Here is a 13061-nt window from a genome sequence, read left to right on the forward strand (position 1 = left end):
AGCGGTGGGCCTCGCTTGCATGCGTCATGGCGCGACACCTCCGTGTCTAAGACAACGCACAAGGCCCGGCTGTAGTACTAAAGCGCTTTTGCTCTGGGCTTGAAGCCATTCGGGTGGGTTGCGCGTTAACTGGGATATGGCCCGGGAGGCAAGTCATGCCCCAGCCCTATTCTCCTGATCTGCGTGAGCGTGTTCTGGTTGCCTGTGCGCGGGGCGAGCTTCCTCAGGTTGAGATTGCCCGCCGCTTCCAGGTCTGTCCCGCCACCGTGTCGAACTGGCGCCGCCAAGAGCGTGAGGAAGGCCGGCGTGCCCCCAAGCCGCACAGCGGTGGCGTGCCCTCGCGGCTGGATGCGGCAGTTCTCGAGGTGCTGCGCCAGCTCGTGCTCGAAGACAACGACGCGCTGCTGCGCGAGTACCGCGAGCGCCTGGCCGAGCGCACCGGCGTGACGGTGTGTCTGGCGGTGATCTGTGAGGCGCTCAAGCGGCTCAAGCTGCGTCCCAAAAAAAGACCCTTCGGGCGACCGAGCAGGAGCGGCCCGAGATTGCCGCCGAGCGTGCGGCTTACCGCCAGCAGATGAGCGCGCTTCCTGTGGAACGCCTGGTGTTCCTCGACGAGAGCGGCGTTACCACCAAGATGGCCCGCACTCATGCCAGAGCCCCGCGCGGGCAGCGCGCCTATGGCTCCATTCCCCTTGGCTCCTGGCAGCGGCTGACGGTTCTAGGAGCACTGGCGTGTGAGGGCCTGAGCGCCACCATGAGCATTGAGGCGTCCACCTCCACGCCGGTGCTGCTGGCCTACCTTGAACAGGTGTTGGTGCCCAAGCTCCAGCAGGTGAAGCCGGATGCCATTCTGGTCATGGACAACCTGCGCCCGCATCGCGCCACCGAAGTGCGGGATTTGCTCGATCGGGCTGGGATTGGACTGCTGTACCTGCCGCGCTACTCGCCCGAGTTCAATCCAATCGAGCCCGCCTGGGGCAAGGTGAAGGAGCGGCTCAAGGCGAAAGCGCCACGCACTCTCGAAGCGTTGGAGGCGGAACTCAAACCAGCTCTCGACACCATCACCGCAAAAGACGCCAAAGGCTGGATCAGGCACGCCGGCTATGCTCTACGCTGAAACCAAAAGCGCTTCAACGAATGTTGTTAGGCCAGAGTTCTCCGACCCATCGAATTTCATACCATGAAAAAGTCCTTGTAAGTCATCTTCAGCTTCTTGGCCAGGATTGCGAACTCGGTCGCCTTGCTCTTACCTGACCCATCAGCATCGTAGTAGAGAACACCTTTTTTATTGTCATAGATGACGTAATCATTCTTGTCTTTGGCCTTGTAGCCAATGGAAAAGAAATCTTTCTTCAGCTGTTTGGGTTTTGTCAGCGAGCCGGCTCCTAGCTTTCTAAAAATCGCGTTATCTAACCAAATACTATCGTCTTTTGCGCTGAAGTCGAGGATCTTGTCGACGTTATTCTTTCGATGCAGCTTAGTGTTGAACAAGAATACGTCCTTGTCTCCTCCTCCTGATAACTCATCATTTCCGAACTTACTATTCATGATGTTCCTGCTGCTGTTGCCCTTGGTGCTACTGTCAAGCGCACCGCCAAAAAATGCAATGTTCGTGCTACCTGTCGCGAAAGTGTTGAGTGCATCAGTCGGCAAGGGGATGGCTGTCGAAGAATCAGCCGTCAGTATCATCAAGTCTTTTGCTTGGATGAATGCACTGGCCTCAACACCTTTCGGAATCGCAAAGCTTGCGATTGCTGCAGCAGAGGCACCACCCTTGCCGTCAGCATCCCAATAGAGGATTCTGGTAGCAGAATTGAAATAAAATTCTGCATGGCTCTTCGTTGCTGCCTTGCTCACCTCGAAGTAATCAGCACTAAGCACTCCCGTTTTTTCAAGCCCACGTCCGATAGCCAAACCGTAGTCATTGGCGAAGAGCCTGAGTTTATCGCCTTGTGCGGCAGAAAAGTCCGTTACCTTGTCATTACTGGCGGTGTCGGCACGACCGAACACAAAAATATCGGCTCCTAATCCCCCTGTCAGAATGTCCTTGTCACTCCCACCCGCAAGAACATCATCTCCGATACCGCCATCCAGAGTATCAGTTCCTACGTTTCCAAGCAGCGTATCCCGATCAGCTCCTCCCGAGATGCTGTCGTTGCCCAGAGTGCCAGAAATCGTCACGGCGCCACCCACCGCGCTCAAAGAAGAGATAGTGAGACCAGAAGCAAGTGAGGAAAAATTTGCCGCGACACTGTCCGCTACTCGAACGTTCTCCACTGCATTCAGCGATCCTTCGGCAAAGACCATTGTAGCCTGAACACAGACGGTATCGTTGCCCTCCCCCCCATCGATCAGCGACGGAGAAGCCCAGACCTCGATGTAATCGTTGCCCGCCCCTGCATAGACCTTATGGCCAGTCCCTATGTCGTAGAAGCTGTCGGCTCCGTCCCCACCGATGAACTCGGTTTTCGCAACGGCAGCCTCGGTGAGGAAAGTCGCGGTTCCGTTTGAATACAGGCTCGTCACATCGTTAGCGTACATACCAGCATTATTGGTGAAGGAGTAACTTGAATAAGCTTGGCCATTCATGCTGACGTGATGGATGTAGAGATTGCGGTCAGCTTCCCACGAGCCTCCCCAGAAATCGTCATAGTACTGAATGGAGATAGCGTGGGGACCGCTGCCGAAGTTTCCATGAATAACAATGTCTTGGTACTCGCCCGCGTTGTGAACGGCATGGGTCGTTTGGATATTGCCGACCTGCTGACCATTTACTGTTACAAGGAAATGCGGCGAACCTTGATATAAATCGGCTGATACCCGCAGTACCAAGGTGTCCTGCGAGACGGGGGCAGGAGGTGGGCTCCAAGATCCGCCCGGCACTACGGTGTAGGCTCGGATATAATCAATCTGCATCGTGGCCGGAAACTTAGTTGTCGCATCAGGGCTACCCGGCCATTCTCCTCCTACTGCCAGATTAGCGATAAGGTACATGGGCCTGTGCATGTCAGATGGAGTTACGACCTGAAACACCTCTTGCCCATCGAAGTACCAAGTGATGTAATCCGGCTGCCAATTAACCCCATATGTGTGGAAGCCTATGCTCATGTCCGCAACGTCAATCGCAGCGGATGTCTGGTAATGGCTCAGGTCAATTTGCTTTGTGCCGGTGAGTTGGCTGTGGACGGTTGTATGCAAGGTCGTGGTGTCATGACCCAACATTTCCATGACGTCGAGCTCCGGAGGCCACGTCCCATCCAGCGGCAGCAGCCAGAATGCCGGCCACAGACCTTGGCCCGAAGGCAGCTGCGCCCTTATTTCAAAGTAGCCGTACGTCTGGGCGAAGGAGTGGAATGTCGTTAACATTCCGGACGTGTAAGTCTGCCCTTCCAAGGCTGGCAGCAGGTCGGATGACGCCGGTGCGGCGGTGATGTGGAGCACGCCATCTGAAATACTATAAGGATTCGCCGAGCTCGTTGGTGCATGGTTCGGATTGACATACCACTGAAGCTCCCCGTTAGTGCCGGCAACTCCATTGGGCGCCCAAGGCCTCGAAGTATCCCACACACCCGAGTAGCCATCAAAAGTAGCTAAACTAGAAAATTCCTCAGAAAACGTCATAGACGATTGCATCTGCCCCAACCCTTGAAACGATTTTTATTTAATCCATCTATCTTTTAACGACAGACGTAACCTGACACTTTACACACTTGAGCAGTTAAACATTTCCTTTATAGCCAAGTGCGCATCGCAAATATTATAATTTTCTCCGGCCTTAACATATAGCCGTTATTTATGGCCAGCTCTACGCAGCTAGACAGCCTATATCGAAAGGCCTATGTGCCTGCCTGAGGGTGTTGCAATGGGTCGGACTGGGAGAGTGTCGATTCACGTAATCCGGATGTCGACCAAAGAACATCACGAGCGCCAGAAGGCCTTTGAGCGGCGGCGCTACCTGTCCGATTTGACTGACGAGGAATGGAACGGATCAGGCCCATTTTGACCAACCTGCCAAGCGCCGACGCAAGCCCACGGCGAACCTGCGCGAGATCCTCAACGTCATCTGCTAGAGCATCGGACGAGAAGTCGAACTCGGTGAGTTCAGCATCTCAGAGATGGTGAGCCCATCGCCGGATCGACCGAGGGTGCGTCCACTTGATGGTCCTGCGCTCTATCTCGCCCGCGCTGGCAATGGGTGCAGATCATTGGATGAGGACAGGAGTGGGTATAAAAATTATCATGGCACACGATCTTATCCTGAAGGGAATTGCGATCTTCTGCCAGGCGCATGGTGTGGTGGAGAAGCGGGCAGGCGGCTACTCGCTGCCCAGCCGACGAAGCGGCGCGTTTGTGGTGTGACTTCGCCTGCCGAACGATTTCTCAAAAGACTGTATCTGCCAACATAGAACAATGCATGTTACAATCCGAAATGTATCGTTCGCTTCGATACCTGTCTGTAGAGATCATTAGTCATCCCCCAACAAAAATAGTTAGCACTATGATGTCGGTCTCAAAGCAAATTTACGGATTGCTAATCTATATTCCGATACAGCGTATATTATGGATTGTTCAATAATCACGAAAACTAGATTGGCACTCATCCTTCATGCTCTTCTGTTGCCATCACACACGTCGGCTAACGTAAGAAGCGATACGGGCGTTCCGCATCAGTGCGGTCTAAAGCTTCGAGTGGGCCTCTATAGCCTCTTGTCCGCTGGCTTGCTTCAGGCACGCTGCCGTACCTTGCCAAACCAATCAGGACCGGCGTCTTAGCAGGATGGAGCCTCACTCCAAGCTCTGCGCCGGCTACACTGCGACGCTGATGCCTGCGTTCCGGCTGCGTGAAACCTCCGACAGTAAGTATCTATAAATCCCATTTACCATGTAAGAGTGTCGAGATCAGATGTAACTCATCGGAGGTATGACTGAGCTTGCATAGGAACGATGCCGTGGAACCCTTCCGTGACAGGCCTAACTCCTATCACCAGTGTTAAGTCCGCTAGTATTTGGAACAGAACTTTCTAGTTAGCATTTGTTTGATTGCCATTGGCAATCGCTTGGAGGCTAGTGCACCACCATGTCTCAAGCCAGTCGAATTCTTCCCATCCTTCTGTCTGGAGGCACGGGCACACGGCTATGGCCTCTATCGCGGGAGGCCTACCCAAAGCAATTGCTGCCGCTCGCAAGCAATAAAACAATGCTGCAGGAGACGGTAACGCGCGTTCTAGCCCCAACACATTTCGACCCACCTCTTATCATTGCCCATGAAGAGCATCGCTTCATCATCGCCGAGCAACTGCGTTCAATCGGCATTAGTAACGCTCGCATCATCCTAGAGCCACAAGGACGCAACACAGCTCCCGCTGCAGCAGTCGCGATGATGGTGGCCTTGCATCAGGACCCTGAAGCGCTCATCCTGCTGATGCCGGCCGATCACGTTATTCGAGACGTAGAGAAATTTCGTCAGGCCGTCGCTTTGGGAGCTGGAGCGGCTACGAAGGGACAGTTCGTTCTGTTCGGTATGAAGCCGATAGAGCCCGCCACGGGGTACGGCTATATCAAAATGGGCGACCCACATGCAGATATTCCTAGCGTCCACGCCGTAGAAGCATTTGTCGAGAAACCTGACCAGCAGACAGCGGAGCGTTATGTCAGCTCGAACAAGTATCTCTGGAACAGTGGCATTTTTCTTCTGCCCGCAAGGGAACTTCTTGCAGAATTCAAACGCCTTGAGCCTGACATACTTACCAGTGCCCAAGAGGCGTTCACAAGAGCTCGCCACGATATGGACTTCCTGCGCCTCGACGCTGAGGCATTTTCCCGTTGCCGTTCCATATCGATAGACCACGCTATCATGGAAAGGACCCAGCGCAGCGTTATCATACCGGCGGAGTTCGATTGGACGGATGTAGGCAGCTGGTCGGCTCTCTGGGATATCAGCCCGAAAGAGGCCAGCGGCAATGTTATTCTAGGCGATGTCATCGCAGAGGATGTAAAGATGTCCTACCTCCGCAGCGAGGGGCCGATGATTGCCGCCTTGGGCGTTGAGGATATTGTTGTTGTCGCGACGAAGGACGCTGTTCTCATTGCCTCCAAACAGCGTGATCAGGACGTAAAAGGCCTCGTTGAGAGATTGAGAGCGGAAGGCCGTAAGCTAGCAACCGAAACCGTGCGCGTTTACCGCCCTTGGGGCTTCTATGAGTCCATCCATGACGGCGAGCGTTTCCAAGTAAAACGGATTACTGTCAATCCAGGAGGCAAGCTCTCACTGCAGAAACATTTTCACCGGGCTGAGCACTGGGTTGTGGTCAACGGCACGGCATTGGTAACCCGCGACCAGGAAAAGATCCTGCTGCGGGAAAACGAGTCGGTGTTCCTGCCGCTTGGATGCGTACACCGCCTAGAAAATCCAGGTCGCCTCTGTCTAAACCTGATCGAAGTGCAATCAGGCCCCTATTTGGGAGAGGACGACATCGTTCGTATCGAGGATGTCTATGAACGCCAGTAGCTATTTGGATGAACACAGATCTGACCGCCGACGGAATGGGTGCCGTGTATGACGAATTGACCCTAGTCGAAATCTGATCCCCTGCTCTGGGAAAGGTTCCCATGCTGTTTCGTGAAGCGCTAATCGTCTCTGGCGGGTTTATGACTCAGCAGGTTGCGGTCTTCCTGACAAACATCATTCTCGCAAGGGGACTTGGCCCGGATGGCTTTGGCGAGCTAGCAATCCTCAAAAATCTGTCGACGATTATACTTCTGATTACGCCGCTCGGCCTCGATCTCGCGCTATTGAAACATGCAAGCCTTTATCGTGACAGGCCAGGGGAGTTAGGTACAATCACCGCGACGCTTCGCGCCGCTGTTATGTTGACCAACATCCTGATCGTTGTTTCAACCTATCTGTACTTCGGCGACATTCTGCAGAACTTCTATCCAGACACAAAGAACTTTGCCTATCACTGCACGATCACCCTGCTAGGCATATCCTTTGCTGCCGACCTGCAGATTACGGCTGCAATCTATAGGATTAGTGGAAGAATCACAGCCTATACGTACATTGTCTACTACGCTCAGCCCACGATACGAATGTTGTTCACATTCGCACTGATCCAGGCCGATTTTGGTGTTGACGCAATCATTTGGAATATAACGCTTACCGCATTTTCTACTTTTCTGACGATCGTGTGGCTGGATAAGAGAGCTAATTTCACTTACGCTGCTATTCCACTGGTGGATCTGTGGAAAAAAATCTCAAAAATACTTTCAGAATCTGTCTGGATGGCATTGTCGATAGCTGTCTATCAGATGATGCGTTTTGCAGATGTTATACTTTTAGGAGCCTTGGCGTCCGTCGCTGCGACTGGCCAGTACACTGCAGCGAGCAGCGTTGCGCAGATCATCTCGATCTACCCTCTAGCGCTTTCACAAGCACTCGGGCCACGCATAGCGGATTTGTATCAGCTTGGAGACATGGAGATGATTGCCGCGGAGCTTCGGCGCTATGTCAGGCTGGCTTCTATCCTCGGCGGTTATCTGTTCGCCGGCGTAGCCGTGTTCGGGGTTGATCTGGATCTCCTGTTTGGGTCGGAATTCCGCTTCTCGTTGACATTAACGACGCTGCTTGCGGCCGGATGGTATCTCAGCGCGACATTAGCGCCTTTCGGATATGTCCTATCCATGACGGGCAGGCACCGCATCGAGCTGGCGATCTTGCTTCTCGGTGCAGTTGTCCTCCTGGCCTTCCTGATCTTGCTGATTCCACTATATTCTGAAGTTGGAGCAGCACTTTCCGTTCTGATCTCGTTCGCGCTCGTCAACACCGTACGGTGCATATACGTCTTACGAGTTATCCGGCAAAGCCCATTGCTGCTTGCGCATCTTCTTCCGCCCCTTTTCTTTCTTTCGGCAGCCTTCCTTTGCCAGACTGTCGGGAACTATTTCGAAGTCCGCTCTTTCCTCATTCTGCTTCTGGAATGCCTTCTCTATACGCTCTGCGCTGCGGTTATCTATTTTGGCATCTTCGCTACAGAGGCGGAAAAGCAAAAGGTGCTGTTGAGACTCCGGACAGGGAGCCAGTAAGATGATGCATGTCGCGATACTCGCCCCACATTTTCCGGAGTACACGCTTGAGTACGCCAATAGTCTCGCGAAGCACTGCCGAGTGACTGTGTGCGTTGATGAAGGGCAGGTGAAAGCGGAGTACGGAGACCGCCCTCTACCGTGGCACGAGAACCTCGAAATCAACCTCGTCCGCTTTAAGAGCCTAATCGATCTTTGGAGGATCTCATATCTCATCGCCCGCAGAAGACCCACGATCGTACATTTCCAAGAAGCTGTCGGACCACGTCGCGGCTTCTTCAATGCCTTCATCGCCGGGATGATGAGGCCGGTCTCACATATTGCACTGACGGTACACGATCCGTCGCCCCATACAGGCAGTGACGAGCAGGCAGCCCGCCGAACCGCACGGTTTCGCAACTACGTACGGCGCAACGCCAATCTTGTGATCGTTCACGGTGCATTTTGCCTTGCGGAGTACAAGAATAGCGGCCCTCCTGCCAGTCAGACTGTCGTGCTAAGTGAGCATGGTTTGATATTGAAGCCCTCTTCGAAAATAGTCGATGCCCAACGATCCCCACACTCCACGTTACGGCTGCTCTTCTTTGGCAGAATGGAAGCTTACAAAGGCTTGGAGGTGATTTGCACTGCAGCCGAGATGCTTCACAAAGAGGGCCTCGAATTCGAACTCCTCATAGCTGGAAAAGGGACCGAACTCGATCGCCTAATGCCCCGTTTCGATCACCTCCCTGAGGTGCGAATCCGCAATGGCTTCATTCCTTCAGTTGATCTCATTGAGGCTATACAAGAGGCAGATTGCGTGCTCCTACCCTATATCAATGCGACCCAAAGTGGAGTTGCCGCGGCAGCTTTTGCAAATGGCCGTTACGTTATCGCGAGCAGGACAGGAGGATTGGTTGACATTGTCGAGCATGACGTTAACGGCTTGCTAATCGAACCCGGGAACCCACAGTCACTTGCAGATGCCATCAAGCGATTAGTGGGAAACCCCAAATTGAGATCCAAGCTGCGGGAGGGAGCTCGCCAAACTTCCGAGACGCTTCTCGATTGGGATAGGATTGCCACGGGGGTGTACGGAGCCTTCCGAAACTTGGCCTCGCTTCACAGGGGGAAATGATCATGCCCAGTTGTAGTGAGTGGCAATGATGCAAGGGCGGGGACGCAAAGGTGCATCAGGGTCGCACCCCTCGCCATGATAGGTTATGTTTGGTCTTCGAGGACGGTTGTTTCAGCGCTTGAGGAGAGTACACTATCCGCAATTTCCCTTGCCATTTTTGAAGCTAGAGTCCGACGTGTGGATTGCGCTTGCACAGAAGTAGCATGAAACTCCACCATTAAAATCTTGAGAGTGTAAGAGGCTGGGTCATGATAGGGCAATATGCTGAAAGCCTTAGAGTGGCGGACCCAATCCAAGCCTCGGCTAAGCCACATTTGGGCTTAGCAGTCTTCGCCCTCTACACCTTGCTTGGGTTCGTCATATTGGGGCCGTTTACCACCGTTGGCGCGGCCTCTATGGAGGGTGTAACGCTGGGATCAGTCTCTGAGTCGGGATCAGGCAGCCTGATGCGCCAGCTTGGCTACATCGGTGTTTTCTTTATCACGCTTACCGCGGCGCGGGTCCTCCAGCATCCTGGTCGGCTTCTGGCTCTGCCTCTGAGTCTTACATTGGCTTTGGGATGGTGCTGGCTCAGTTTGCTTTGGGCAGTCAATTCCGGCGTCTCTATGCGCCGTGTTCTGCTGACGACTATCCTGATCTGGTCAATTTTCATGCTCGTTCAGCAAATCGGGTTTAAAAAAACAATTTATGCAGTTCAAATAGCGCTGCTTCTAACCCTCGCGGCAAACTACGCTGCGGTCTTCGCATCGCCTAGTTTGGGCATTCACCAGACGGCCCAAATTGGAGACCCCGATCTCGTCGGGAGCTGGCGAGGAATAATGGTTCAAAAGAACCATGCAGGTGCGCTCTGCGCAATAACTATCCTCTTGTACTACTTCGCCCCCGACAAGATGAATTCTGCAGTTCGCTGGGGTGTGCTAGCTTTAGCGGCCTACTTTCTTTATCGTTCAGGATCCAAAACATCGTTGCGCCTCACTGTTCCATCTTTAGCTCTTGGATGGCTTTATACCTTCTACAGCCCTCGCTATTGGTACGTCGCGGTGGCGGGTTTGACCGGCATAACAGTAGCCCTGACATCGAGCATCGTAGCGTACTGGGATAACCTGGTAGCAACGTTCAGTCGACCGGACGCACTGACTGGTCGAGGACAGATCTGGCCAGTACTGATTGCCTACTGGAGCGACAACTGGCTCTTAGGATCTGGCTATGGCTCCTTCTGGAACATTGGCCCCGAAAGTCCCATTTACCAATACGGTACAGGCTGGGTTGTAAGGCTCGGACAGGGACATAACGGTTACTTGGATATGCTTGTGCAGATAGGGCTACCTGGCCTTGTTTTAGCAGTGTGTGCTCTTTTTATCTCGCCCCTGCTGAGGCTTCTAACAAGCTACACAATCATACGTCGTGATGGAGCTCTTCTGATTGCTCTGTTGCTGTTCGCGGCTGGACATAACATGACGGAGTCCACCCTGCTCGATAGGGACACCATTGTTCAGGTGTTCTTGGCGCTGACCGCCGCACTAATAGGGGTGGCACAGCCGCCGAGTCGCGGGAGCTAGCGGCACGACCGCTCTTCCGCAAGATGTTTAGAGGTGTACCCTACTAGGGTCATTGCTGAATCGCAGCGCCGTTACAGTTATAAGTTAATACCAGCGTCACAGGCCCTAGCCGGGTGAACATAGCTTGCAATAATGACAAAGCCAAAATCCGACTCATCCTCTGGTCAGAATGTCAGTGCTGCAGAGCATAAGGGACACCCGGCTCAAGAGCTGCTGCTGAACAAAGTAGCTACTGGTGGAACTCACACCAAGTTGACATGGCGTGAGGACATCCAGATTCTGCGCGGGCTCGCCGTTCTCATCGTTGTGATCGAGCATGCGAGGTTCCCGTTCCTCCCAGGCGGCTTTCTCGGAGTAGACATATTCTTTGTCATCTCCGGCTACCTCATGACCGGGCTCATTGTCGATGCGCTCGATGCCGGCCAGTTTAGCTTCAAGGAGTTCTATGCTCGACGGATCAGGCGCCTTTTCCCCGCAGCATACTCAACCATCATTGTTACGCTTCTTGCGGCGGTCTTTCTGCTCGACCCCCTTGAATTTAAGAACCTTGTAGCGCAGGCTGCAGGTGCTTTTACATTCACGATTAACTTTGTTCTTTGGCAACAGGTTGACTACTTCAACAGTAGTGCAGGGCTGAAGCCGCTCCTTCATCTTTGGTCCCTTTCCGTCGAAGAACAATATTATATCGTGCTGCCGATCTTATTGTTATTTTGCCCGGCGCGGTTTCGCCTGATCTTGGCAACTGTGCTCGTACTCATCAGCGGCGCTCTTTGCGCCTACTTCGTGCAACGCAGTCCATCAGCCGCATTCTACTTCCTGCCATTTCGCGCCTGGGAACTCGGAATAGGATCAATTATTGCTCTATGGGCGCGCCGAGGAATCAAGGGTCCTCAGCCTGGCTCGATCCTCTGGATGGGCTGTATCGCTATCCTCCTCTTCGTTCCCATTTTCTTCGATGAGAGAGGACATCCGGGACTAGCTGCGACACTTACTTGTTTTGCGACCGCCGCGCTCATCTTGTCGCCCTCGTCTGGCGGGTCTGCTGGGCCGCTTACACCACTGGCGCGGATTGGGGACCGTTCATATTCGCTGTACCTCGTGCATTGGCCGGTCTTTGCTTTCGCAAACAACATGTATGCCGGAGCAATTCCCGGGATCGTGACAGGGTTGCTGCTCGTAGTGTGCGCGATCTGGATGGAGGCGCAGTACCATTTAATCGAGCAGCGGCTCCGCAAATTCAGCTTCCATGCACGAACTATAAGTGTTTTGGTAATGATCCCGGTCTTTGCTACCGGTCTTGCGGTATGGTGGAGCCGCGCTTCCACGCCACCGAACCATAATTTTCAGGCAAATGTCGGCTTGAGTGCCGAATGCTCGTTCGGAAACCAATTCTTCGCCAAAGCGGCCTGCCAGAGCAGTGCTCAGCCTAAAACCTTGGTGTGGGGCGACTCATTCGCTATGCACTTGGTCAATGGAATTGTCGCGACCAATGCCGATGGCGTACTCCAGGCCACGAAGCCGGTCTGCGGGCCTTTCCTTGGATTAGCACCAATGAACGGCGCACAATATAAGCAGTCTTGGGCTACAGACTGCATGCAGTTTAATCAGTCCGTGATTGATTATCTAGCCGCGCATCCGGAAATAAGCATAGTGGTTCTGTCCAGCGCCTTCTCCCAATATGTGCCTGAAGCTGAAGCCATTCACTGGCAGACCTTGGTACAGACGCCAGCTGGTCTTCAGCAACAGCAAGCCAGCATCGAAGCTTTGCAGGAGAGCATAGCCAAAACGGTAGATGCCGTGCACAAGCTTGGGATGCGTATCGTTCTGGTTGCTCCGCCCCCGGCATCAAACTTTGATATCGGACGCTGCTGGCGGCGGGTCAGTTCAGGCCTACCCACGATCTCGCCTCCAGACTGCGGTTTCACCCGCGTGGAGTATGAGGAAAAAAGGAAGCCAATCCTTAGCTTCCTTCGCAGAATAGAGGAGCAGGGAGTCGTAGAAGTTATTTCATTCGACCAATTCCTCTGCAACGGCGGTATCTGTCGGACGCGCTTGGGTGAGACGGCGCTCTACACTGATGGAGCTCATCTCAGCCCAGAAGGGTCTCGCCTCGTTGGACAACAAATGGATCTTGGGCGCCTTATCGAAGGCTATGCACGCTAGTGCTCCCAATGATCCTGCGCTGGGGCGGCAGTGAATTCTAAACCCATGTCTCATCGGAAGAAAGTAAGCGGTGTTCTGGACCCACCTTACGTTTGCATGTGTGAGGGACGAGACTGACGGCCTCTGTTTGGAGATCGTTT

The 13061-nt window shown here is 53.6% G+C and carries 8 protein-coding genes; 7 read left to right on the forward strand and 1 reads right to left on the reverse strand.

Annotated elements, in window-relative coordinates; genetic code table 11:
- Positions 1 to 155 precede the first annotated feature (155 nt).
- Both JKG68_RS27590 and JKG68_RS27595 read left to right on the forward strand, forming a co-directional pair.
- Complete coding sequence (locus JKG68_RS27590; RefSeq protein WP_202065144.1) at positions 156 to 578, forward strand: helix-turn-helix domain-containing protein; 423 nt, start codon at positions 156 to 158, stop codon at positions 576 to 578.
- Positions 542 to 1117: an IS630 family transposase gene (locus tag JKG68_RS27595; protein ID WP_312891000.1), complete on the forward strand. Its 576-nt coding sequence runs from the start codon at positions 542 to 544 to the stop codon at positions 1115 to 1117. The genes JKG68_RS27590 and JKG68_RS27595 overlap by 37 nt, the downstream gene beginning before the upstream one ends.
- 56 nt (positions 1118 to 1173) lie before the next feature.
- On the opposite strand, the gene JKG68_RS27600 is transcribed toward JKG68_RS27595, so the two are convergent.
- The gene (locus JKG68_RS27600) at positions 1174 to 3621 is read right to left on the reverse strand and encodes a family 16 glycosylhydrolase (protein ID WP_202065145.1); all 2448 of its coding nucleotides are present in this window, start codon (positions 3619 to 3621) and stop codon (positions 1174 to 1176) included.
- A gap of 1456 nt (positions 3622 to 5077) precedes the next feature.
- Between JKG68_RS27600 and JKG68_RS27605 the strand changes: the two genes are divergently transcribed.
- The 5 genes from JKG68_RS27605 (at position 5078) to JKG68_RS27625 (ending at position 12921) form a co-directional block, all read left to right on the forward strand.
- Entirely contained in the window at positions 5078 to 6508 is a 1431-nt protein-coding gene (locus JKG68_RS27605; RefSeq protein WP_202065146.1) for a mannose-1-phosphate guanylyltransferase/mannose-6-phosphate isomerase, read from the forward strand.
- 101 nt (positions 6509 to 6609) lie between these two features.
- A complete protein-coding gene (locus JKG68_RS27610; protein WP_202065152.1) occupies positions 6610 to 8082 on the forward strand; it encodes an oligosaccharide flippase family protein in 1473 nt (490 codons plus the stop codon).
- A 1-nt stretch (position 8083) separates the two neighbouring features.
- Positions 8084 to 9199 carry a glycosyltransferase family 4 protein gene (locus tag JKG68_RS27615; RefSeq protein ID WP_202065155.1) on the forward strand — a complete coding sequence of 372 codons (1116 nt, stop codon included), beginning with the start codon at positions 8084 to 8086 and terminating at the stop codon, positions 9197 to 9199.
- A gap of 248 nt (positions 9200 to 9447) precedes the next feature.
- Entirely contained in the window at positions 9448 to 10758 is a 1311-nt protein-coding gene (locus tag JKG68_RS27620) for an O-antigen ligase family protein (protein ID WP_202065157.1), read from the forward strand.
- Positions 10759 to 10890: 132 nt separating this feature from the next.
- Positions 10891 to 12921, forward strand: coding sequence for an acyltransferase family protein (locus JKG68_RS27625; RefSeq protein ID WP_202065159.1), 2031 nt, complete (start codon positions 10891 to 10893; stop codon positions 12919 to 12921).
- Positions 12922 to 13061 lie beyond the last annotated feature (140 nt).

This window comes from Microvirga aerilata, from assembly GCF_016743775.1.
Classification (GTDB): Bacteria; Pseudomonadota; Alphaproteobacteria; order Rhizobiales; family Beijerinckiaceae; genus Microvirga; species Microvirga aerilata.